This is a genomic window from Pseudomonas sp. FBCC-B545, from assembly GCF_059134095.1.
This window is the reverse complement of the sequence record NZ_CP101441.1, coordinates 1,840,291-1,861,750: the sequence shown is the minus strand read 5'-3', so window position 1 is coordinate 1,861,750 and position 21,460 is coordinate 1,840,291. Positions and strand designations below refer to the sequence as shown.

Below are 21,460 nucleotides of genomic sequence, written 5' to 3'. Positions count from 1 at the left end.
GCTCAGCGCGCCCGTGCCAGATCACGTAAGAACTGCAAGGCGTCGGTGGCCAGCGGTTGATACTGATTGAGAATGTCAGCCAGGCCGACCCAGAAAATCCCCATGCCCAGCACCAGGGTCAAGGGGAAACCGATCGAGAAGATGTTCAGTTGCGGCGCCGCACGGGTCATCACGCCGAACGCAATGTTGACCACCAACAGTGCGGTGATCGCCGGTAGCACCAGCAACAACGAGGCGCCCAGCACCCAGCTGAGGCGTCCCACCAGCTCCCAGAAATGATTGACTACCAGCCCCGAGCCCACCGGCAAGGTGGTGAAGCTCTCGGTGAGCACTTCGAATGCCACCAGATGGCCATTCATGGCCAGGAACAGCAAGGTCACCAGCATGGTCAGGAATTGCCCGATCACCGCCACCGACACACCGTTGGTGGGGTCGACCATCGAGGCGAAGCCCATGCCCATCTGGATCGAGATGATCTGCCCGGCGATCACGAACGCCTGGAAGAACAGTTGCAGGGAGAACCCCAGCAGCGCGCCGATCAGGATCTGTTCGGCAATCAGCATCAAGGCACTGAGGTCCAGGGCGTTGACCGGCGGCATCGGCGGCAGGCCAGGAACGATCACCACTGTGATCGCCACGGCGAAATACAGCCGCACACGCTGCGGCACCAGGGTAGTACCGAACACCGGCATGCTCATCAGCACCGCCGCCACGCGAAACAGCGGCAGGATGAACGAGGCCACCCAGGTGCTGATCTGGGTGTCGGTGAGGGCCAGCAACGACTGCATCAGGTCAGCCGATCAACTGCGGAATACTGCCGTACAGCTGCAGGATGTATTCCATAAAGGTTTGCACCAGCCACGGGCCGGCGACGATCAGGGTGACCAGCATCACCAGCAGGCGCGGCAGAAAGCTCAGGGTCTGTTCGTTGATCTGGGTGGCGGCCTGGAACATCGCCACCAACAGGCCTACCAACAGGCTCGGCACCACCAGCACGGCGACCATCATGGTGGTCAGCCACAGCGCTTCACGGAACAGGTCGACGGCGACTTCTGGGGTCATGCTGCTTCACCTAACAAATCACACGCCTCCGAAACTGCCGGCCAGGGTGCCGATAATCAGCGCCCAGCCGTCCACCAGCACAAACAGCATGATCTTGAACGGCAGCGAGATGATCAGCGGCGACAGCATCATCATACCCATGGCCATCAGCACGCTCGCCACCACCAGGTCGATGATCAGGAACGGGATAAAGATCATGAAACCTATCTGGAACGCAGTCTTCAATTCAGACGTGACGAACGCCGGCACCAGGATGGTCAGCGGCGCCTGGTCCGGGGTGGCGATGTCGGTGCGCTTGGACAGGCGCATGAACAGCTCAAGGTCGCTGGAGCGGGTTTGCGACAGCATGAAGTCCTTGATCGGGCCCTGGGCCTTGTCGATGGCGTCCTGAGCGTTGAGCTTTTCCGCGAGGTAAGGTTGCAGGGCTTGCTGGTTCACCTTGTCGAACACCGGCGCCATGATGAACAGCGTCAGGAACAAGGCCATACCGGTGAGGATCTGGTTCGACGGCGTCTGCTGCAGGCCCAGGGCCTGGCGCAGGATCGAGAAGACGATGATGATCCGCGTGAAGCTGGTCATCAGCATGACAAACGCCGGGATAAAGCTCAGCGCGGTCATGATCAGCAGGATCTGCAGGCTGACCGAATACTCCTGGGCACCGGCCGCGTTGGTACCCAGGGTGATCGCCGGGATCGACAACGGGTCGGCCCCCAGGGCCATCGGCGCGGCCAGCAACAGCATGAGCGTCAAGAAAACGCGCATTACTTCTTATCCTTCTGATCCTTGCCCAGCAACTCCATCAGGCGCTGGGCGAATTCTGGCGTGGCCGGCTGGGACTGATCCACGTTCACCGGTGTCTTGAGTACATGCAGCGGGGTAATGCGGCCGGGAGTGATACCGAGCAGGATCTGCTCCTCGCCAACCTGCACCAGCACCAGGCGATCCCGTGGGCCGAGAGCGCGCGAGCCAACCAGCTCGATGACCTGGGCATTGCCCGGGCCGATGCCCTGTACGCGGCGCATCAGCCAGGCCAGCACGAATATCAAGCCGACCACCAGCAACAGGCCCAGCACCAGCTGGGTCAATTGCCCGCCGACACCACTGCCGACCACCGGCGCCGCAGCCGCCTGGGCAACCGGCTCCGCCGCCAGGGCGCTCAATGGCAGCGCCAGCAACAGTCCCGCCATCGAATACTTCATCTCAGCGCAACTTCTTGATGCGTTCGCTCGGGCTGATCACGTCCGTCAGGCGAATGCCGAACTTCTCGTTGACCACCACCACCTCGCCGTGGGCGATCAGGGTGCCGTTGACCAGCACGTCCAGAGGCTCACCGGCCAGGCGGTCGAGCTCGATCACCGAGCCCTGGTTGAGTTGCAGCAGGTTGCGGATGTTGATTTCGGTGCTGCCCACTTCCATGGAGATCGATACCGGGATGTCGAGGATCACATCCAGGTTCGGGCCATCGAGGGTCACCGGCTCGTTGTTCTTCGGCACGCTGCCGAATTCTTCCATCGCCAGGCGATTGCCAGCCGGTGCGGTGGCGGCGTCGGCGGCCAGCAGCGCGTCGATGTCGTCCTGGCCGACATCGCCGGTTTCTTCCAGGGCCGCAGCCCACTCGTCAGCCAGGGCCTGGTCTTCGGCGGAAGTGTTTTCGTGTTCGGTAGCCATTACATGTCCTCGGCGAAGCAAACATTCATAAATAGGGGTGCATCAGCGGCGGGTGATCGGCTCGACCACCTGCAGCGCCAGGTTGCCCTTGTGGGAACCGAGCTTGACCTTGAACGACGGCACGCCGTTGGCGCGCATGATCAGTTCTTCCGGCAGTTCGACGGGGATGATGTCCCCCGGTTGCATGTGCAAAATATCCCGCAGGCGCAACTGGCGACGAGCCACGGTGGCGCTCAGGGGCACGTCGACGTCCAGCAGGTCTTCGCGCAGGGCCTTGACCCAGCGCTCGTCCTGGTCGTCGAGGTCGGACTGGAAGCCGGCGTCGAGCATCTCGCGCACCGGTTCGATCATCGAGTACGGCATGGTCACGTGCAGGTCACCGCCACCGCCATCGAGCTCGATGTGGAAGGTCGACACTACAATCGCCTCGCTGGGGCCGACGATGTTAGCCATGGCCGGGTTCACTTCCGAGTTGATGTACTCGAAATTGACTTCCATGATCGCCTGCCAGGCTTCCTTCAAGTCGATGAAGGCCTGTTCCAGCACCATGCGCACTACACGCAGTTCGGTGGGGGTGAACTCACGCCCTTCGATCTTGGCGTGGCGGCCGTCGCCACCGAAGAAGTTGTCCACCAGCTTGAACACCAGCTTGGCGTCGAGGATGAACAGCGCGGTGCCGCGCAACGGCTTGATCTTGACCAGGTTGAGGCTGGTGGGCACGTACAGCGAGTGCACGTATTCACCGAACTTCATCACCTGCACGCCGCCCACCGCCACGTCCGCCGAGCGGCGCAACATGTTGAACATGCTGATGCGGGTATAGCGGGCAAAGCGTTCGTTGATCATTTCCAGGGTCGGCATGCGTCCACGGACGATGCGATCCTGGCTGGTCAGGTCGTAGCTTTTGACGCTGCCGGGTTCGGCAGACATTTCGGTCTGTACCAGACCATCGTCCACGCCGTGCAACAGCGCGTCGATTTCATCCTGGGACAGCAGGTCCTGCACGGCCATGTCGTGATCCTACTGCAATACGAAGTTAGTGAAGAGCGCCTGCTCGACCACGACTTTGCCGAGTTCTTTCTGGGCCACTTCCTGCACGCTGGCAGTGACCTTCTGACGCAGCATTTCCTGGCCGACCGGGGTGGCGAGGCTGTCGAAGGCCTGCCCGGAGAACAGCATCACCAGATTGTTACGGATCACCGGCATATGCACCTTGAGGGCGTCCAGGTCCGCCTGGTTGCGCGCCAGCAAGGTAATGCTCACCTGCAGGTAGCGCTGACGACCGTTGACGTTGTAATTGGCAACAAACGCCGGAAGCATCTGTTCGAAGATTGCCGGTTGCTTGACGTTAGTGGCGGTTTCAGCGGCGGGCACCGGCTTGCTTGCACTGCTGTGCATGATGTACCAGGTGCCGCCAATCGAGGCACCGATGGCCAGGAGCAGGCCCAGCACAATCAACAGGATCAGCTTGAGCTTGCCTTTGCCTGCTGCGGGGGGAGTTGCTGCGTCGTCGCTCTTCGCCATGCCAATAATCCGTCACTATTCGGGGATTCATAGATCTACGGGAAGGCAAGAGCAAGTGTTATGCCAGAGTTGTCTAGCGCGAAGGCAACCCAAATCAAATGTGGGAGGGGGCTTGCCCCCGATAGCAGTGTGTCAGTCAACAAATCCATTGCTGACACACCGCTATCGGGGGCAAGCCCCCTCCCATATTTTGACCTTCACAGGGCTTGAATCAGGCGTAGTAGTCGACGGCGCTGGAGCCGATGACAGTCTGGGTCACTGGCGCCACGGCTTCAGCTAGCTCCACCTGGCCGCCGCTGTCGCCACCGCGCCCGCCGCCAGCGCTCACACCACGGGTTTGGGCCTGCTGTTGCTGCTGCTCCTGTCCACGGGACTGGTCGGACACATTCACATCCACCTGCCCCATACCCTGCTGGGTGAACATTTCGCGCAAGCGTCCGGACTGGCTTTCCAGGGCTTCACGCACCACCGCATGGCCGCTCATGAAGCTGACCTGGGCCTGCTGGTCCGCCGTCATGTTGACCTTGATATCCAGGCGCCCCAGCTCGGCCGGCTGCAACTGGATCTCCGCCGACTTGAGGTTGGCGCTGGAGAGGTACATCACGCGGTTGACCACTTCTTCGGTCCAGCCGCTCTGGTGCATGGCCAGCGGCGCATTGTTGACCGGCGGCAAGGCATTCGCGGTTTTCGGCGTGGCGGCCTGGGTCAGCGCGGCCAGGCGGTTGGCGAAATCATCCACGCGGGTGTCGCTGTTGGCGTTCTTGAGGTCCTTGAGGCCGTCATCGATCAGCCCGCTGAAAGCATTGTCGCCACCCTGGTCGGTGCTGTCCTTGGTGGCTTGCTGATCGACCATAGTGGCCAGGCCGGCGGCAAAGCTCTGCGCGGCGGTCGGTTGATCCTGGATCGCAGTTTTCTGCGCCGCCTGGCTGCTGGCCGACACGTGGCCGCCCTGCTCCATCGCCAGGCGCACAGCAGGCATCGCATCCAGGGGGTCAGCCTCCGGGTCGAAGGACGTCGGCTTGGCTTCATCGGTCACGGCGACGGGCAGGGCCGCGTCCTCGGCAGCCACGGCGGGAGCCGAGGCTTGCACGGGCACAGGCACCGGCGTCATTGCAGCGATCACCGCTGGATCGACCACCGGGTCAACCGGGGGCTGTTGCGCCTGGGACGGGTCGGTGGCTTTGTCGCCGTCGCTGCCAGCGCCGTCGCCGGCCTTGGCCGGCGGCTTGGCAGGCAAGGAATTGCCGCTATCGGCAACCGCTGGTTTGCTGGCGGCAGGGAAGTCGCTATCGGCGGCCGGTTTGGCGTTGATATCAGCAGGCTTGTCACGTGTAACTTTGCCTGGGCTGTCGCCGGCCTTCGGCGCCGGCTTGGGACCTTGGTTGGCAAACACTTGAGCAAAGCCAGCACCCTTGTCACGCGGGGCCGCAACCGCTACCGCCGGGGTGGCGACAGGCGCTTGAGGCTTGGCCGCGGGGGCAGCCTGTAGAAGCGAATTGGGAGCGACTGGCATAAGTAAGGGTCTCCACTGCATGAAGGTCGGGGATGCAGTTCTTGGAGATAGAGCAAGAGTCGGGCCAGGTTTAGCGCGATGATTCAGAAACTGAAGCGTTGGCGCTCCGATTCATACAGCGGCCGGACCAATGCGAACTCATGATCGATCTGGTCAACCAATTCGCCCAGATCCGATGATGGCTTGACGGACTCCGTCTCCAGCCGCTGACACAACTGCGCCAGCCGCACCGCCCCGAGGTTGCCACTGCTGCCTTTGAAACTGTGCGCAATCCGTCCCAACGCCTTGGCATCGTCGCGCGCGTTGCGCAGCGCTTCGATGCGCTTTTGCGAGTCATCGAGGAAAGTGTCGAGCAGTTTGGGATACTCCCCCTCCATGACGTCCTGCAAACCCGACAACACGTCGGGATCCAAATGAATCTCAGCCACTTGCTCGCTCCTTGATCAAGAATCGGCGGATTATGCCAGAGCCTCCCAACAAAATTCCACGCAGACGCTGCGCCCGCCATCGGACCAGCGTACGGCGCTGCTCAATTGACGCACCAGACTCAAGCCCCGGCCAGACAGACGGTCGACGTCCACCGGCCGCGCCAATTCCTTCTCTACGTCAAAACCCGACCCGCTGTCTTCAACCCGCAAGGTCATAGTGCCGCCCTGGTCGGTCGGCGCCACCTGTACATGCACGCGCACATAGCCACTATTCAATTGCGCCAGCCGCTCATTGCGCTGGCGATAATACTGCGCAAAACCCTGCGCATCGCGCTTGAGCGCTGAATCCAGGCCCAGCACGCCATGCTCCAGGGCATTGGAATACAACTCGGCCATCACGCTGTAGAGCGCCCCGCTCTGCTCGCGCAGGCCGTGGACCTCCAGCAGCAGTTGCAGCAAGTACGGCAGCGGGTTGTAGTTTTTGAGAGTCTGGGCGCGAAACTCGAAACTCACCGACCAGTCCAGCGGGCTTGACTGGCCGCTGTCGGCATACATCGGCTCAGCCACACGCAGCGGCGGAGCAGACAGCAAAGTGATCTCGACCATGCTCACATCGTCCCGCGCCTGGCCGCGAAATGCTGCCAGGGCCTGTTCGATGTCCTCGAACAGGCGGTCGGGCTCGCGGTTGGCGGTGAACACCTGTTGCAAGCGGGCGGCACCGAACAGCTGGTCGTTGGCGTCAGCGGTATCCAGCACGCCATCGGAGAGCAGGAACACCCGGTCGCCCAAGGCCATGGGCCAGACCTCGGTGCTGTCATCGAACGCCTCCACCGACAACACCCCCAAGGGCAGATGTCGCGATATCAACGGCGTGCGCCGGCCGGTGGCGACTTCATGCACATAGCCTTCGGGCATGCCGCCGTTCCACACCTCCACCGCCCGCCGCTGGGCGCTCAGGCACAGCAAGGTGGCGCAGCAGAACATGTCCACCGGCAGGATACGCTTGAGCTTGGCGTTCATCTCTCGCAACGTCTGGGTCAAGCCATAACCCTTGGCGGTCATGCCGTAGAACACTTCGGCCAATGGCATGGCGCCGATGGCGGCCGGCAGGCCATGGCCGGTGAAATCGCCGAGCAGTATGTGCATGTCACCGGACGGTGTGTAGGCCGCCAGCAGCAAGTCACCGTTGAACAGCGCATAGGGCGATTGCAGGTAGCGGATATTCGGTGCGGCGTTAATACAACCGGAATGGGCAACCTTGTCGAACACCGCCTTGGCCGCCCGCTGCTCATGCAGCAGGTGTTCGTGGTGCCTGGCGATCAGGTCACGCTGTTGCAGGACCGTGGCCTGCAGGCGCCGCAGGCGGTCCATAGCGTTGATCTTCGCCGCCAGGATCAGCGGGTTGTAGGGTTTGGGCAGGAAGTCGTCGCCACCGACATCCAGGCACTGGGCCAGGGCTTCGCTCTCACGCAACGAGGTGAGGAAGATGATCGGCACCAGCGCCTCCCCCGCCAGTTGCTTGATCTGCCGGGCGGCTTCGAAGCCATCCATCAGCGGCATCAGCGCGTCCATCAACACCAGTTGCGGGCGCTCGTGGGCAAAGACCTCAACCGCCTCGACACCATTACTGGCAGTCAACACCTGATGGCCCTGGCGACGGATGATGGTCGACAGCAACAGACGGTCGGCGGCGCTGTCTTCGGCGATCAGGATGGTCAGCGCCTCAAGGACAGGGGCCAGGGCGCTCAACTGATGTCGAACAGCTTGTCGAAGTTAGAGATGGCGAGGATCTTGCGCACGTCGGAGTTGCTGTTGAGCACACGAACCTCGGCGTCATCTCCGCCAGCATGATCACGTAGCAGCAGGAGCATGCCCAAGGCAGAACTGTCCATATAGGTGGTCTCCTTGAGATCGACAATATAGGTCTCGGGCACCTTGTAGAACCGCTCGTAGGCCTCCCGAAACGCCTGATGGCTGCCGAAATCGAACCGGCCCTTGATTGCGATCGTCAACTTCTTCCCATCCAGGGATACTTCTGACTCGATTGACATGTGACTGCTTCCTTGTCGTGGGCACTGTGCAACAAGGTGTAGCAGGCGAACCGGATCCAAGCAACACATCGAATCAAATGTGGGAGGGGGCTTGCTCCCGATAGCGATGTGTCAGCAATGGATTTGCTGGCTGACACACCGCTATCGGGAGCAAGCCCCCTCCCACATTTACCCTGCGTCGTTAGCTAGAACTGTTCGTGGCGGGGCAGGCGCTGGGACAGTTCATCGAGCAGCTTTTGCTCGCGTTTGTCTTCAATCGCCCGCGCTTCGTCGATATAACGCTGCACCAGCTTGCGCAACCCTTCCACACGGGCGAACGCCGCTTGCCAGGCCTCGCGGGCCTTGTCGAGGTTGTTCTGGTGCCAGGCCAGGCTCTGGCGCTGTTGGCCGACAGCCGTCTCAAGCTGGTTGAGAAAGCCCTGGTAACCCATCAGCCACTGGCCCGACACGCCTTTGCTGCCGCGATCGATCCATTGCTGCTGGTATTCGACGCGAAAGCGCTCCAGGTCGCCCAGCTTGCTCTCCGCCAGGCGCACCTGGCCCTGGAAATAACCCAGGCGCTGCACAGCGGCTTTCTCAGCCTTTTCGGCCATGTCCACCACTGGGGCCAGGCGTGCGGCGCGGCTGTTGGCCATGGCTTAGCCGCCCGGCGCGGGGGCGAAGATGGACTGCAGATGCGCCTGGCTTTCGGCCATGCTGATCTTGTCGTTAAGGCCCTGGCGCAGGTAGGTCACCAGTTGCGGCTGCAAGGCGATGGCCAGGTCGGTGTCGCGGTCGCCACCGGCTACATAGGCACCGACGCTGATCAGGTCGCGGCTCTGCTGATAACGCGACCACAGCTGCTTGAACTGCTGGGCACGGGCCATATGCTCAGGGGTAACCACCGACGGCATGACCCGGCTGATGGACGCTTCGATATCGATGGCTGGGTAATGCCCCTCTTCCGCCAACCGCCGCGACAGCACAATGTGGCCGTCGAGCACGCCCCGCGCCGAGTCAGCAATTGGGTCCTGCTGGTCGTCGCCTTCAGACAATACCGTATAGAACGCCGTGATCGAGCCACCGCCGGCCTCGGCATTACCAGCGCGTTCCACCAGTTTGGGCAACTTGGCGAATACCGACGGCGGGTAGCCCTTGGTAGCGGGCGGTTCACCGATGGCCAGGGCGATTTCCCGCTGGGCCTGGGCGAAACGCGTCAGCGAGTCCATCAGCAACAGGACATTCTTGCCCTTGTCGCGAAAATATTCAGCGATGCGGGTGCAGTACATCGCGGCGCGCAGGCGCATCAGCGGCGCATCATCCGCAGGCGAGGCCACTACCACCGAACGCTTGAGTCCTTCCTCACCGAGACTGTGCTCGATGAACTCCTTGACCTCACGCCCCCGCTCACCGATCAAGCCCACCACAATGATGTCGGCCTCGGTAAAGCGCGTCATCATGCCCAGCAACACCGACTTACCCACGCCGGTACCGGCGAACAGGCCCAGGCGCTGGCCGCGACCGACCGTCAATAAACCGTTGATGCTGCGAATGCCCACGTCGAGCGGCACGCTGATGGGGTTGCGCTTGAGCGGGTTGATGGTGGGGCCGTCCATGGGCACCCAGTCTTCGGCTTTCATGCCGCCCTTGCCATCCAGCGCGCGCCCGGCACCGTCAAGTACGCGGCCGAGCATGCCCATGCCCATGGGCAGGCGGCCGGTATCGGCCAGGGGCACCACGCGGGCGCCGGGGGCGATGCCGGCGAGGCTGCCCACCGGCATGAGGAAAATCTTGCTGCCGGAAAAGCCCATTACTTCAGCTTCGACCTGCACCGGGTGGTAACTGTCGTCGTTGATCACCATGCAGCGACTGCCCATGGCGGCGCGCAACCCCTCGGCTTCGAGGGTCAGGCCGACCATGCGCAACAGGCGCCCTTCGAGGATCGGCTGGCCGGGCAACTCGGTCGCCTCGGCGTAGCTGCCCAGGCGCTTGGCGAAACTGGTGCGATCAAGGCGCATCGGAGGCATCCAGGTCAACGCTCAAGTCTGGCTCTGCCGGGTGCAGGGCTTGCTCATGCAGTTGGTCCAATAATTTGGCCATGATCTGGCTGATGCGGGTTTCCACCGTGGCATCGATGCGGCTGTGTTCGGTCTCGACGCGGCAACCACCGGGCAACAACGCGGCATCCTCGACGATGCGCCAGGTTTCTTCATGGCGCTCGCGCAGGGCTTTGACCTGCTCGAAATCCTGCGGGTTGATGTACAACCGCACATTGCCGACACCCAGGGGCAGCAGCTTGAGGGCTTCGCGCATCACGCTTTCGATCTGGCTGGAATCCAGCACCAACTCGCGCTGGATCACCTGGCGGGTGATGTGCTGCACCAGGCCGACCATGGACTTTTCCAGCTGCGTGTCCTGTTCGGCAATGGGGTCGAACAGGTTGGCCATCAGGCGTTCCAGGCTGGCCAGCTGGGTGGCCAGCGCCGCCTCGGCTTCCTGGCGGACCTTGAGGGTGGTGCTACGAAAACCGTCTTTTTCGCCCGCGGCAAAGCCTTCGTTGTAGGCCTCCTGGCGGATGGCCTCCAACTCGTCGAGGGTCAGTGGCTGGACTTCATCCAGCGGCACCTCCTCCATCTCCACCGGCGTTTCTACGACCGGTTCAGGCTCAGGCTGCGGCACATGGGGATCGAAGCTGGGCAGCGACCAGATGTCGAACCCACCGACATCCCGCGCGCGAATCAGATCGCTGGGCGTCTCATCTTTGTTCGACATGGGAGGCGCCTTAGATCATTTCTTCGCCGCCCTTCCCGCCGAGAACGATTTCTCCGGCTTCGGCCATACGGCGGGCAATGGTGAGGATTTCCTTCTGGGCGGTTTCCACGTCGCTGACGCGCACCGGGCCTTTGGCTTCCAGGTCGTCGCGCAACAGTTCCGAGGCCCGCTTGGACATGTTCTTGAAGATCTTCTCCTTGACGTTTTCGTCCGAACCCTTGAGGGCCAGCACCAGCACGTCGGAGGACACTTCGCGCAGCAACGCCTGGATGCCACGGTCGTCGACATCGGCAAGGTTGTTGAACACGAACATCAGGTCTTCGATCTGGCCGGACAGGGTGTCGTCGATCTCGCGGATCGAGTCCATCAACTGGCCTTCGACCGAGCTGTCGAGGAAGTTCATGATGTCGGCCGCGCGCTTGATGCCACCCAGGGTGGTGCGCGAGGCATTCGAGTTACCCGAGAATTGCTTCTCGAGAATCGTATTGAGTTCTTTCAGCGCCGCCGGCTGCACGGTGTTCAGCGACGACACGCGCAGGATGATGTCCAGGCGCACTTTATGGTCGAAGTGGCCGAGCACTTCACCGGCCTGGTCCGGGTCCAGGTAAGCCACCACAATCGCCTGGATCTGCGGGTGCTCGTAGCGGATCACGTCAGCCACCGCACGCGGCTCCATCCATTTGAGGCTGTCCAGGCCACTGGTGTTGCCACCCAGCAGGATGCGGTCGATCAGGCCGTTGGCCTTGTCTTCGCCCAGGGCCGAGGTGAGCATCTTGCGGATGTAGCTGTCGGAGCCGACGCCCAGGCTGGTCTGGTCGCCGACGATCTCGACGAACTCACTCATCACCTGCTCGACTTGCTCGCGGTGCACATTGCGCATCTGCGCCATGGCCACGCCTACACGTTGGACCTCTTTAGGGCCCATGTGGCGCAGCACTTGGGCGGCGTCGGTTTCACCCAGGGACAGCAGCAGGACTGCGGCTTTGTCGACCCGGGAGAGCTTGGCCACAGCGGCTCGATCATTCATCTGCGTTAATCCACTCTTTCACGACCTGAGCCACACGGCCCGGGTCTTCTGCTACCAGACTCTTGATTGCGTTCAACTGAGCGTCATAGCCTTCGCTCGGGCTTGGCAACAGGATGCTTTGCGGGCCGCCGAGGCTGACGCGGTCGTTGCCCAGTTCGCCGTCCAGGCCGCCCATGCCACCCAACTCGACATCGCCTCCAGCAAAAGGCGCCAGTTGTTTCTTGCCCCCACCGGTGATGTTGTTGAGCACCGGGCGCAGCACGCCGAACACCAGCACCAGGATGAACAACACCCCCAGCACTTGCTTGACGATGTCCCAGAACCACGGCTGGGTGTAGAACGCAGGGTCGGCGATCACTTCACTGCGTTCGGCGGAGAACGGCATGTTGATCACGCTGACGCTGTCACCGCGGCTGGCGTCGAAACCGACGGCGTCCTGCACCAGGCGCGTGAAGCGCGCCAATTCGTCGGCGGTCCAGGGTGCACGGGTGACGGCACCGTCAGCGGCGTTGACCTTGACCTGGTCATCGACCACCACCGACACCGACAGGCGATTGATCTTGCCCTGCTGCTGCTTGGTGTGGCTGATGGAACGGTCGAGTTCGAAGTTCTTGGTGGACTGGTTACGCTTGTCCGCCGGGTATGGCGCAAGCATCGGCTGGCCGGTGGCCGGGTCCATGATCTGCTGGCCGTTGGCATCCAGCAGCGGCTGGCCGGGCTGGATCGCGCCAGCAGTGGCAGCGGCGCCACCGGTAGTCTGCGGTGCCGAGGCGGCCGACGGTGGCTGGTTGCTCAAGGCCCCCGGCACACCTTGCGGGCCATTGGCGGCGGTGCGCTGCTCGCTGGTGGACTGCTCGCTGCGCAGCGCCGGCTGGTCAGGGTTGAACTGCTCGGAGGTGGACTCAACGGCGCTGAAGTCCACGTCGGCAGACACTTCCGCCTTGTAGCGGTCGTTGCCCAGCACCGGTTGCAGGATGTTGTGCACGCGCTGGGTGAGCATGCTTTCCATGCGGCGGCTGTAATCGAATTGCTTGCCGGCCTGGGTCAGCGCCGAGTTTTCCGCCATGTCGGAGAGCAGGTTGCCCTTCTGGTCGACCACGGTAATTTGCGACTTGCTCAATTCCGGAACGCTGGTGGCCACCAGGTTGACGATCGCCAGCACCTGGCCAGGCTCCAGGGAGCGGCCGGAAAACAGTTCGACCAGTACCGAGGCGCTGGGCTTGCGTTCGTCACGCACGAACACCGAGCTTTTCGGAATCGCCAGGTGCACACGGGCACCCTTGACGTTATTCAGGCTGGAGATGGTGCGCGCCAGTTCGCCTTCCAGGCCACGACGGTAGCGGGTGGCTTCCATGAACTGGCTGGTACCCAGGCCCTGGTCCTTGTCGAGGATTTCAAAACCGATATTGCTGTCGGACGGTGTCACCCCAGCGGCAGCCAATTTCATCCGCGCACGGGCCACATCATCGGCCTTGACCAGCAGCGCCCCGGAGTTGGGCTCCACGGTGTAGGCGATGTCGGCGGCGGCAAGGGTTTCCATGATCTGCTTGGAATCCATGCCCGCCAGGCTGCCGTACAGCGGGCGGTAATCAGGTTGTTGCGACCACAACACCACGGCAAAACCGATCGCCACGCTGGCCGCCAGGCCGACCATCAGGCCTACCTGACGCAGCATGGTCATTTCCGAGAGGTTTTCCAGGAACGACAGGCCAAAAAGCGGCGGTTTGCCGTCTGTCTTGGCGGGGAGGTTGTCGGAGAGTGCTTCTGCCATGACTTAAATCTCGTCCTTAAACCGGCATCTGCATGATGTCTTGGTAAGCCTGAACCAGCTTGTTACGCACTTGAGTCAGGGCCTGGAAAGACACACTGGCCTTCTGCGAGGCGACCATCACATCGGTGAGGTCCACGCCGCTTTTACCGATCTCGAACGCAGTGGCCAGCTGGCTGGACGCCTGCTGGGTATCACTGACTTTATTGATTGCCTGGCCGAGCATGTCGGCAAAACTGCTTTGGCCCAATTCCGGTGCTGGCACGACGGATTTCGGCTGAGCCATGGCGTCCATTTGCATGGCGCGCATATCCAACATCAACCGATTGAACTCAATACCCTGGCTCATGAACTTCTCTCTCCGACAACCCGCATTTTTTTGACGCTACGCCGCTCTTACAGGGGAGGTAGCAACAAGGGTGCCAGGTCCGTGGCGACTCGTAAGAAAAGGCGACAAACCATGTCAGCCGAAGCATTTTTCAGGTGGCGAAAAGGTAGGCTTCCACGTCCATTCCGGCGTCGCGCATCTGCGCCAGCTTGTAGCGCAAAGTGCGCGGGCTGATGCCCAGGCGCTCGGCCGCTTCTTTGCGGCGGCCGCGTTCGGCGCGCAGGGTGTCGATGATCATCTGGAATTCGCGGCGACGCAGGTCATCGCCCAGGGCACCGGCCGATTCCGCCTCGGCAACCACCGGCGCCGGCGCCAGGCTCGGCAACGGCGCCGCGCCATTGCCCATGGCCAGGCAGAAGTCCTGGGGCTGGATCAGGCCCCCCTGTTGCAAAATCAGCGCGCGCTGGATCGCGTTGTCCAGCTCGCGCACGTTACCCGGCCATGGGTAGCTGACCAGGCAGGCCTGGGCCTCGGCCGACAGCCGCGCCTGGGCGTGCTTCATTTTTTTGACGTGGTTGTTCAGCAGGCGCTCGGCCAGCGGGAGGATATCCGCCGGGCGTTCGCGCAACGGGCGCCAGGCCAGCGGAAACACCGATAGCCGGTAAAACAGGTCTTCACGGAAGCGCCCCGCCGCTACCTCGCCAGCCAGGTCGCGGTTAGTGGTGGCGACCACGCGGATATCCAGCTGGATCGGCTTGCGTGCGCCCACGCGCTCCACTTCGCGCTCCTGCAACACACGCAGCAACTTGGCTTGCAGGCCCAGGGGCATTTCCGAGATCTCGTCGAGCAGGATGGTGCCGCCGTCGGCCTGTTCGAACTTGCCGGCCTGGGCCGCGATGGCGCCGGTGAACGAGCCCTTTTCATGGCCGAACAAGGTGGCTTCAAGCATATTGTCGGGGATCGCCGCGCAGTTGATCGCAATGAAGGGTTGCTTGGCACGGCTGGATTGCTGGTGAATGTAACGCGCCAGCACTTCTTTACCGGTGCCGGACTCGCCGGAAATCAGCACGGTGGAATCACTGCGCGCTACCCGCGCCGCCAATTCCAGCAATTGCGCGCTGGCCGGCTCAAAGGCAATCGGCCCATCGCCCTCACCCGCTGAAATCACACCCAGGGCGTGTCGGGCCACAAGCTCGATCAATGCCTTGGGTTCGAACGGCTTGACCAGGTAATCCGCCGCGCCCTGGCGCATGGCGTCCACCGCCCGCTCGACGGCACCGTGGGCGGTCATCAGCAGCACCGGCAGCTGCGGCTGGCGTGCGCGCAGCAGGCCGAGCAACTGGTGACCGTCCATGCCGGGCATGTTGACGTCGCTGACCACCAGGCTGAAGGCTTCCTGCTCGACCGCCTCCAAGGCTTCCTCGGCAGAGCCGACCGCACGGTAGTCATGGCCCGCCAACAGCAGCGTGTCAGCCAATGCTTCACGCAGGGCGCGATCGTCTTCCACCAATAAAACCTTGATAGCCATAATCCTTTTACTCCGCGCTTGCCGCACTGGAAAACAGCGGCAAGGTCATCAATGCACAGGTGCCACGCCCCAGGCGGGAACGCAGCTGCAATTGTCCCTGATGGGCCCGGGCCACCGCCTTGACCACGGTCAGGCCCAAGCCAGTACCGTTGGTCTTGGTGGTAAAAAACGGTTCGCCCAGGCGTTGCAACACCTGCGGCTCGATGCCGCTGCCGCTGTCACTGATACACAGGCGCAAGGTTTGTTCACGGGTATAGAGGTGCACTTTCAGGCGTGCGCCCGGGCCACTGGCCTGGGTGGCATTTTCGATCAGGTTGAGCAGCGCGCCGACCAGGGTGTCGCGGTTGCACAGCAACTCGCCCTGGTGGCTGTCACACTGCCAACGCAGGTTGGCGTCCTGGACGTGGGTGGCCGCCGCCGCTTGCAGCGACTGCATCAGGCCGGCAGGCGTGACGCGGTCGGTCAGCGGCAATTCGCCGCGGGCAAACACCAGCATGTCGCGCACCTGGTGCTCCAATTCATGCAGGCGCTCCTTGAGGCGCCCGGCAAAGCGTTGGTGGGTGGCGGCCGGCAATTGCTCATCAGTCAAATGACTGGCGTAGATCAACGCCGCCGACAACGGCGTGCGGATCTGATGGGCCAAGGACGCGACCATTCGCCCCAGCGACGACAAGCGTTCGTGGCGGGCCAACTGGTCTTGCAGGTGACGGGTTTCTGTCAGGTCGTTGAGCAGCACCAATTGGCCCGGCTCGGCGTCCAAGGAGCGGGTCGCGATAGAGAGGCGACGCCCGTCCTTGAGGGAGACTTCATGGCCGTCGTCTTCACGCGGCGCAAAGCAGCGGGTGATGACTTCACGCCACAGCTCGCCTTCAAGCGGCAGGCCGAGCAGGTCGCAGGCGGCCGGGTTGGCTTCGCGCACGCGGCCCTGGTCGTCAATGACGATCACGCCACCGGGTAGCAGGTCCAGCAGGTTTTGCAGACGGTTGGCCAGGCGCTCTTTCTCGGCCAGCTCTTGCATGCGCTGGGCGCTGACCACCGCCAGTTCGCCTTTAAGCTCGGACACCCGGGCTTCCAGCAGACTGTAGGAGTCGGTCAGTTGGCTCGACATCTGGCTGAACTGTGAGAACGCTTGCTCCAGGCCCTGGCGGGTCGGCGGTTCTACAGGCGAAACCAGCCCCTGGATGGCAGGGGCCGTAGCTAGTTGGGCGGCGTGGGGCATGATGCTCTCTCGCTTGGCTGACCGTCAGTTAAACGGAACGTTGCGAGGGTTGTAGCAATACCCGTGCCGGAAAAATCGCCGGTGTCCGACCTCGCCAATACAGTTCCGTTTTGACGAGTGACTGTTGCTGTCAGACAAGGCGCCGCGACGACTCATAGCTCGCTATGGGGAGGAGCGGCAACGCAGTATGACGGCAACAGGCACCGTCATAAACTGAACAGTATTGGTGAGGTCGGGCACCCTAAATCAATGTGTTGAAAAACAGGCGTCAATCATCCGCCTGTTCATCACCTTCTTTGCGGCTCATACCATACTTGCGCATCTTCTCCACCAGGGTGGTTCGACGGATACGCAAACGCTCGGCGGCGCGGGCGACGATGCCATGGGCGTCGTCCAGGGCCTGTTGGATCAGCCCTTGTTCCAGGTTGCCGAGGTAGTCTTTCAGGTCCAGGCCTTCGGGCGGCAACAGCGCGGTGGCGCCGAAGTCCGGAGTATGGCCGTTGATCGCCACGCGCTCTTCCATGTCACTGCGCAGGCTGTCCAGTTGCTCGTCTTCATCGTCGACGTAGCGAAATTTCTTCGGCAACTCGACCACGCCGATCACACCGTAGGGGTGCATGATCGCCATGCGCTCCACCAGGTTGGCCAGCTCGCGGACGTTGCCCGGCCAGCCGTGGCGGCACAGGGACATGATCGCGGCGGAGTTGAAGCGAATCGAACCGCGTTTCTCATGCTCCATGCGCGAGATCAGCTCGTTCATCAGCAACGGGATGTCTTCCACGCGCTCACGCAGCGGGGCCATCTCGATGGGGAATACATTGAGGCGGTAGTACAGGTCTTCGCGGAAGCTGCCGACCTCGATCATGCTTTCGAGGTTCTTGTGGGTGGCGGCAATGATGCGCACGTCGACGCTCTGGGTCTTGTTGCTGCCCACGCGCTCGAAGGTACGTTCCTGCAGCACGCGCAGCAGCTTGACCTGCATCGGCAGTGGCATGTCGCCGATTTCGTCGAGGAACAGGGTGCCGCCATTGGCCAGCTCGAAACGCCCGGCACGGCTGGTGATCGCCCCGGTAAAGGCGCCCTTCTCGTGGCCGAACAGTTCGCTTTCGAGCAGCTCTGCCGGGATCGCCCCGCAGTTGACCGGCACGAAAGGCCCGTCGCGGCGCTTGGAGTGATAGTGCAGGTTACGTGCGACCACTTCCTTGCCGGTGCCCGACTCGCCGAGGATCAGCACACTGGCGTCGGTATCGGCCACTTGCTGCATCATCTGGCGCACGTGCTGGATCGCCCGGCTGGTGCCGACGAGGCTGCGGAACAGGTTGGGTTCACGGTGACGGCCGCGCTCGCGGGCCTGGTCGTACATCTCGCGATAGACCTGGGCGCGGTGCAGGGAATCGAGCAGTTTGCTGTAGCTGGGCGGCATTTCCAGATTGGAAAGCACACGGCGGCGCTGGTCTTCCGGAAGGTCCACGGAAGAAATATCGCCCATCAGCAACACCGGAAGGAACTCATCCCAGGTTGACAGTGTCTTTAACAAGCCCAGAACTGCGCCAGGAGCGTTTACCGTCCCGATCAATACACAGATGACTTCACGGCTCGACGCCAACGAGCTGACCGCCTGCTGCCAATCGTGGCTGCCGCAGGGCAAATTTTCTTCACCGAGAAAATTTAAAATCACCGCTAAATCGCGGCGGCGGACGCTATCGTCATCGATCAGCAGAATTTTGGTTTCACGCCACATGCAATAGCAACTTCCCTAGTAAAACTTCCTGCCCCGGAATGAGGGCAATCAAGACGCTTGTAAGATTTCTTACTTACTAGACGTCTGAAATCTGAAAACAGCACTAGTTAAGTCAAAAATGCTGGCACAGTCAAATATATGACGCACCGTTCGGACCAACTGAGCCCATTCATCCGAACAGATGGTAAACCTTTGACGCATTTTTAGCTTGGTTGATCTGCGACATCTCTTCGAAAATCGCCTGGCGCTCGCCGGTCGTGACTTCCAGCAACTGCTGATACACCACCAGCAGGCTCTCCAATTTTTCGCGCAATGCGCCCTCGTCCACCGGCACTTCGCTGAGTACCTCATCAATCACCGCACGGCAACCCAGGTCCAACTCGCCGACAGCTTCCCAATTACGCTCAGCCAGCGCGCCGAGAAGGGCTTCGCGGGTTTCGTCGATGCGTTGCAGTGCATGGCTCATGATGTGTCCCTCAAGGCGATCGGCCTTATTGTGGAGCGATGGCATCCCAGCCGGTCTTGACGGTGATCAGCAAGCGCGCAACTTCGTCGATCATCTCGGCGTCATTGACACGGTTCGCCTCGACCAAGCGGTTGCCCATGTAGTTGTACAAGGCATCCAGACGCTGGATCGCTTCCGGGTCTTCGGCTTTCTCCGGCTCCAGGCCATCACGCAGGCCCGAAATGATTTCGATCGCCTTGCCCAGCATCAGGCCTTTTTGCGCGATATCCCCGCGACTCAACGCACCCTTGGCCTGCGCCATGCGATCAAGGCCGCCCTCCATCAGCATCTGCACCAGGCGGTGCGGGCTGGCTTCGGAGACCTGCGCATGGGCGTTGACCTTCTGGTACTGACGAAGGGCTCTCATTGGGTTCATGTTGCTACCTCGTAACTGGGCGACAATCGAATCGGTTTGCTTAACCAGTTTTTCGACCGTGGCGACAAAAACTTTAATCCCCAACCATATGCCAAGGCCCTGAATCAGGACCTGAAAGCGCGCCGTCCATCAGTTCGATTTCGGGTTGTTCAGCGAGTTGAGGGTGGTCAGGATGCTGGAGCTGCTGGAGTTGATCTGCGCGATCATGGTGTCCATGGCGGTGTACTTGGCGGTCAGGGACTTCTGTAAGGCATCCATGCGCCGCGTCAGGTCGTCGGTCTCTTTGGTCAAGTCGGTCAACTTGTTGTTGAGATCGGTAGCCCGGGTCGCCAGGGTGCCGGTGGTACCCACGTAGCTCTTGGTCGCCTTGTTCATGCGCGTGATCAAGCCAGTATCGCCAGTGAACAGCTTGGCGATATCGCCAGCGCCCTTGACCACGGCCTTGTCCCACGTCTTGTCGTCCAGACTCAGCAGGCCGGTTTTCTGGTCAGTGGTAATGCCCATCTGCGCCAGGCTGGTCATGGTGCCCGCGCCGGAACCGTTGACCAACTCGGAGCGCAGGCTGTTCACCAATTGACGCATCGACGCATCGCCGGTCAACGCACCTGCTGTGGTGGTGGAGGCATCACCGGTGGCGGTGACTTTGGTCTGGGTGTTGATCGCCGTCATCAGCGTGTTGTAGGCGCTGACGAAGGACTGCACCGAGGTTTTCAAGGTGTCGGTGTTGCTGGCCACGGTAATGGTGGTCGGCTTGGTGATATCAACCGTGTCCAACAGGTCGAGGGTCACGCCACTGATCGCCGAGGTGATCTTGTTGCTACTGGATGACATTTCAATGTCATCAATGGAGTATTTGGCGTTGGTCGGCGGCTTGCCTTTGTCGTACCCGGTAGCCAGCTGCGAATCGCCGCTGAGGGTGATGTCGGTGCCCTCGCCCATGGTGGTCGAAGTCAGTACCAGCCGCGCGCCATTGGAGTCGCTCAGCACGTTAGCACTGATGCCCTGGGACGAGAGCTGGGTGTTGATGGATTCGCGCACCTGCTGCAACGTCGCGCCACCGGGAATGATCACGTCGTAGCTCTTGCCCGACTGGTTGATGGTCAGCGTCTGGTCTTCGTCCGTGCTGTTGGCCTTGCCCGATGCGCCATCGACATTCACCGCCGTGGTGACTTTCGAAGCCGTCGCCAGGTTAGTGACCTTCAATACGTACTTGCCGCTGGATGCGCCGTCACCGAGGGTAACCTTGGCGTTTTTTTCTTCCGAAGAAGTCGCCGCCAGCCCATTGAAAGCCGAGGCATTGTTCAACTTGGTGATCGCCGCCTGGTAGGCTTCCAACGCCGTCTTGACCGAACCGACAGCCGACAACTGCACGGTGGCTTTTTTCTGCTCGTTGGTGATCTGAGCCTGCTTGGGTGCCTGCTCGGCACCGACCAACGCCTTGACGATAGCCTGGGTGTCGTAGCCCGAACCTGGGCCGGAAATCGTTGAACTAGCCATTTGTCATTCTCCTTGTCCTGCGGCGGCCGTTTTTTGGCGCTTAAACGCTTAGACCGCAATCAGAAACATGTTTCGTGCCAACTCAAGCCTTGCTATCGAACAGCAGGCTGCTGGCATCGCTCAGGTTCTGCGCCAATTTCAGCGCGGTCTCCGATGGAATCTGTCGAATCACTTCACCACTGTCAGTGGCGATCACCTTGACCACCACTTTGCCGGTGGAGTCATCGATGGAAAAATCCAGGTTGCGCTGGGAAGCCTGCACAAACTCACGTATATCGGTAACGGCCTTTTCCAGCGCCACGCGCTGCGGCTCTTCGACCTTGGCCGGCTCACTGCTGGCCGCAGGCTTGGCCTGGGTCATTACTGCGCCAAGACCGGCCTGTGCCTTGCTTGCGGGGTAAGACGGGTTCAGCTTGATGCTCATGTCCATGTCACCACCTCCAAACTGAAAAAACGGAAGGGCACGTCGTTAAA

24 protein-coding genes are annotated in these 21,460 nt (G+C 61.6%); all 24 read right to left on the bottom strand.

Annotation, left to right across the window (positions count from 1 at the left end; genetic code table 11):
- Positions 1-2 precede the first annotated feature (2 nt).
- Complete coding sequence (gene fliR, locus NMB39_RS08690) at positions 3-788, bottom strand: flagellar biosynthetic protein FliR (protein WP_046071799.1); 786 nt, start codon at positions 786-788, stop codon at positions 3-5.
- Positions 789-792: 4 nt separating this feature from the next.
- Positions 793-1,062, bottom strand: a complete 270-nt coding sequence (gene fliQ, locus NMB39_RS08685; protein ID WP_003175300.1) for a flagellar biosynthesis protein FliQ — start codon at positions 1,060-1,062, stop codon at positions 793-795.
- Between the two features lie 18 nt (positions 1,063-1,080).
- Entirely contained in the window at positions 1,081-1,824 is a 744-nt protein-coding gene (gene fliP, locus NMB39_RS08680) for a flagellar type III secretion system pore protein FliP (protein ID WP_043049693.1), read from the bottom strand.
- Positions 1,824-2,261, bottom strand: coding sequence for a flagellar biosynthetic protein FliO (gene fliO, locus NMB39_RS08675; RefSeq protein ID WP_046071797.1), 438 nt, complete (start codon positions 2,259-2,261; stop codon positions 1,824-1,826). The genes fliP and fliO overlap by 1 nt, the downstream gene beginning before the upstream one ends.
- A 1-nt stretch (position 2,262) precedes the next feature.
- The gene (gene fliN / locus NMB39_RS08670; RefSeq protein ID WP_043049691.1) at positions 2,263-2,730 is read right to left on the bottom strand and encodes a flagellar motor switch protein FliN; all 468 of its coding nucleotides are present in this window, start codon (positions 2,728-2,730) and stop codon (positions 2,263-2,265) included.
- Positions 2,731-2,772: 42 nt separating this feature from the next.
- On the bottom strand, positions 2,773-3,741 hold the full coding sequence (gene fliM, locus NMB39_RS08665; RefSeq protein WP_057011782.1) for a flagellar motor switch protein FliM: 969 nt from the start codon (positions 3,739-3,741) through the stop codon (positions 2,773-2,775).
- A 9-nt stretch (positions 3,742-3,750) separates the two neighbouring features.
- On the bottom strand, positions 3,751-4,254 hold the full coding sequence (fliL, locus tag NMB39_RS08660; RefSeq protein WP_043049689.1) for a flagellar basal body-associated protein FliL: 504 nt from the start codon (positions 4,252-4,254) through the stop codon (positions 3,751-3,753).
- A 211-nt stretch (positions 4,255-4,465) separates the two neighbouring features.
- Positions 4,466-5,767 carry a flagellar hook-length control protein FliK gene (locus NMB39_RS08655; RefSeq protein ID WP_494339409.1) on the bottom strand — a complete coding sequence of 434 codons (1,302 nt, stop codon included), beginning with the start codon at positions 5,765-5,767 and terminating at the stop codon, positions 4,466-4,468.
- 83 nt (positions 5,768-5,850) lie between these two features.
- Positions 5,851-6,195 carry an Hpt domain-containing protein gene (locus NMB39_RS08650; RefSeq protein WP_046071794.1) on the bottom strand — a complete coding sequence of 115 codons (345 nt, stop codon included), beginning with the start codon at positions 6,193-6,195 and terminating at the stop codon, positions 5,851-5,853.
- A 30-nt stretch (positions 6,196-6,225) separates the two neighbouring features.
- Positions 6,226-7,944, bottom strand: a complete 1,719-nt coding sequence (locus NMB39_RS08645; protein ID WP_494339410.1) for a SpoIIE family protein phosphatase — start codon at positions 7,942-7,944, stop codon at positions 6,226-6,228.
- Positions 7,941-8,246 carry an STAS domain-containing protein gene (locus NMB39_RS08640; RefSeq protein ID WP_046071792.1) on the bottom strand — a complete coding sequence of 102 codons (306 nt, stop codon included), beginning with the start codon at positions 8,244-8,246 and terminating at the stop codon, positions 7,941-7,943. Before NMB39_RS08640 ends, NMB39_RS08645 begins: the two co-directional genes overlap by 4 nt.
- A 185-nt stretch (positions 8,247-8,431) precedes the next feature.
- Positions 8,432-8,881, bottom strand: coding sequence for a flagellar export protein FliJ (gene fliJ, locus NMB39_RS08635; RefSeq protein ID WP_057023028.1), 450 nt, complete (start codon positions 8,879-8,881; stop codon positions 8,432-8,434).
- 3 nt (positions 8,882-8,884) lie between these two features.
- Positions 8,885-10,243, bottom strand: a complete 1,359-nt coding sequence (fliI, locus tag NMB39_RS08630; RefSeq protein WP_043049683.1) for a flagellar protein export ATPase FliI — start codon at positions 10,241-10,243, stop codon at positions 8,885-8,887.
- Positions 10,233-10,997, bottom strand: a complete 765-nt coding sequence (fliH, locus tag NMB39_RS08625) for a flagellar assembly protein FliH (protein WP_367236079.1) — start codon at positions 10,995-10,997, stop codon at positions 10,233-10,235. Before fliH ends, fliI begins: the two co-directional genes overlap by 11 nt.
- Before the next feature lie 10 nt (positions 10,998-11,007).
- Positions 11,008-12,024: a flagellar motor switch protein FliG gene (gene fliG / locus NMB39_RS08620; protein WP_003192957.1), complete on the bottom strand. Its 1,017-nt coding sequence runs from the start codon at positions 12,022-12,024 to the stop codon at positions 11,008-11,010.
- Complete coding sequence (gene fliF, locus NMB39_RS08615) at positions 12,017-13,795, bottom strand: flagellar basal-body MS-ring/collar protein FliF (protein ID WP_124356226.1); 1,779 nt, start codon at positions 13,793-13,795, stop codon at positions 12,017-12,019. Before fliF ends, fliG begins: the two co-directional genes overlap by 8 nt.
- Before the next feature lie 16 nt (positions 13,796-13,811).
- On the bottom strand, positions 13,812-14,141 hold the full coding sequence (gene fliE / locus NMB39_RS08610; protein WP_046071789.1) for a flagellar hook-basal body complex protein FliE: 330 nt from the start codon (positions 14,139-14,141) through the stop codon (positions 13,812-13,814).
- Positions 14,142-14,271: 130 nt separating this feature from the next.
- Positions 14,272-15,648 carry a sigma-54-dependent transcriptional regulator gene (locus tag NMB39_RS08605; RefSeq protein WP_043049680.1) on the bottom strand — a complete coding sequence of 459 codons (1,377 nt, stop codon included), beginning with the start codon at positions 15,646-15,648 and terminating at the stop codon, positions 14,272-14,274.
- Positions 15,649-15,655: 7 nt separating this feature from the next.
- On the bottom strand, positions 15,656-16,867 hold the full coding sequence (locus tag NMB39_RS08600; protein ID WP_057023032.1) for a sensor histidine kinase: 1,212 nt from the start codon (positions 16,865-16,867) through the stop codon (positions 15,656-15,658).
- 268 nt (positions 16,868-17,135) lie between these two features.
- Entirely contained in the window at positions 17,136-18,608 is a 1,473-nt protein-coding gene (locus NMB39_RS08595) for a sigma-54 dependent transcriptional regulator (RefSeq protein ID WP_043049678.1), read from the bottom strand.
- 169 nt (positions 18,609-18,777) lie between these two features.
- The gene (fliT, locus tag NMB39_RS08590; protein ID WP_005790088.1) at positions 18,778-19,074 is read right to left on the bottom strand and encodes a flagellar protein FliT; all 297 of its coding nucleotides are present in this window, start codon (positions 19,072-19,074) and stop codon (positions 18,778-18,780) included.
- A 25-nt stretch (positions 19,075-19,099) separates the two neighbouring features.
- A complete protein-coding gene (gene fliS / locus NMB39_RS08585) occupies positions 19,100-19,489 on the bottom strand; it encodes a flagellar export chaperone FliS (protein WP_043049676.1) in 390 nt (129 codons plus the stop codon).
- Positions 19,490-19,618: 129 nt separating this feature from the next.
- A complete protein-coding gene (gene fliD, locus NMB39_RS08580; protein WP_124412823.1) occupies positions 19,619-20,986 on the bottom strand; it encodes a flagellar filament capping protein FliD in 1,368 nt (455 codons plus the stop codon).
- 82 nt (positions 20,987-21,068) lie between these two features.
- On the bottom strand, positions 21,069-21,416 hold the full coding sequence (locus NMB39_RS08575) for a flagellar protein FlaG (protein WP_124412824.1): 348 nt from the start codon (positions 21,414-21,416) through the stop codon (positions 21,069-21,071).
- Positions 21,417-21,460: the final 44 nt, after the last annotated feature.

Excerpts from the sequence above, each read along its gene's own strand:
- fliR (WP_046071799.1), bottom strand. The coding sequence starts at position 788 with ATGCAGTCGTTGCTGGCCCTCACCGACACCCAGATCAGCACCTGGGTG.
- fliO (WP_046071797.1), bottom strand. The coding sequence starts at position 2,261 with ATGAAGTATTCGATGGCGGGACTGTTGCTGGCGCTGCCATTGAGCGCC.
- NMB39_RS08605 (WP_043049680.1), bottom strand. The coding sequence starts at position 15,648 with ATGGCTATCAAGGTTTTATTGGTGGAAGACGATCGCGCCCTGCGTGAA.
- NMB39_RS08655 (WP_494339409.1), bottom strand. The coding sequence starts at position 5,767 with ATGCCAGTCGCTCCCAATTCGCTTCTACAGGCTGCCCCCGCGGCCAAG.
- fliG (WP_003192957.1), bottom strand. The coding sequence starts at position 12,024 with ATGAATGATCGAGCCGCTGTGGCCAAGCTCTCCCGGGTCGACAAAGCC.
- fliF (WP_124356226.1), bottom strand. The coding sequence starts at position 13,795 with ATGGCAGAAGCACTCTCCGACAACCTCCCCGCCAAGACAGACGGCAAA.
- fliE (WP_046071789.1), bottom strand. The coding sequence starts at position 14,141 with ATGAGCCAGGGTATTGAGTTCAATCGGTTGATGTTGGATATGCGCGCC.
- fliD (WP_124412823.1), bottom strand. The coding sequence starts at position 20,986 with ATGGCTAGTTCAACGATTTCCGGCCCAGGTTCGGGCTACGACACCCAG.
- NMB39_RS08575 (WP_124412824.1), bottom strand. The coding sequence starts at position 21,416 with ATGGACATGAGCATCAAGCTGAACCCGTCTTACCCCGCAAGCAAGGCA.
- NMB39_RS08600 (WP_057023032.1), bottom strand. The coding sequence starts at position 16,867 with ATGCCCCACGCCGCCCAACTAGCTACGGCCCCTGCCATCCAGGGGCTG.
- fliN (WP_043049691.1), bottom strand. The coding sequence starts at position 2,730 with ATGGCTACCGAACACGAAAACACTTCCGCCGAAGACCAGGCCCTGGCT.
- fliJ (WP_057023028.1), bottom strand. The coding sequence starts at position 8,881 with ATGGCCAACAGCCGCGCCGCACGCCTGGCCCCAGTGGTGGACATGGCC.
- fliP (WP_043049693.1), bottom strand. The coding sequence starts at position 1,824 with ATGCGCGTTTTCTTGACGCTCATGCTGTTGCTGGCCGCGCCGATGGCC.
- fliI (WP_043049683.1), bottom strand. The coding sequence starts at position 10,243 with ATGCGCCTTGATCGCACCAGTTTCGCCAAGCGCCTGGGCAGCTACGCC.
- fliH (WP_367236079.1), bottom strand. The coding sequence starts at position 10,997 with ATGTCGAACAAAGATGAGACGCCCAGCGATCTGATTCGCGCGCGGGAT.
- NMB39_RS08640 (WP_046071792.1), bottom strand. The coding sequence starts at position 8,246 with ATGTCAATCGAGTCAGAAGTATCCCTGGATGGGAAGAAGTTGACGATC.
- fliM (WP_057011782.1), bottom strand. The coding sequence starts at position 3,741 with ATGGCCGTGCAGGACCTGCTGTCCCAGGATGAAATCGACGCGCTGTTG.
- NMB39_RS08595 (WP_043049678.1), bottom strand. The coding sequence starts at position 18,608 with ATGTGGCGTGAAACCAAAATTCTGCTGATCGATGACGATAGCGTCCGC.
- fliL (WP_043049689.1), bottom strand. The coding sequence starts at position 4,254 with ATGGCGAAGAGCGACGACGCAGCAACTCCCCCCGCAGCAGGCAAAGGC.
- fliT (WP_005790088.1), bottom strand. The coding sequence starts at position 19,074 with ATGAGCCATGCACTGCAACGCATCGACGAAACCCGCGAAGCCCTTCTC.
- fliS (WP_043049676.1), bottom strand. The coding sequence starts at position 19,489 with ATGAACCCAATGAGAGCCCTTCGTCAGTACCAGAAGGTCAACGCCCAT.
- fliQ (WP_003175300.1), bottom strand. The coding sequence starts at position 1,062 with ATGACCCCAGAAGTCGCCGTCGACCTGTTCCGTGAAGCGCTGTGGCTG.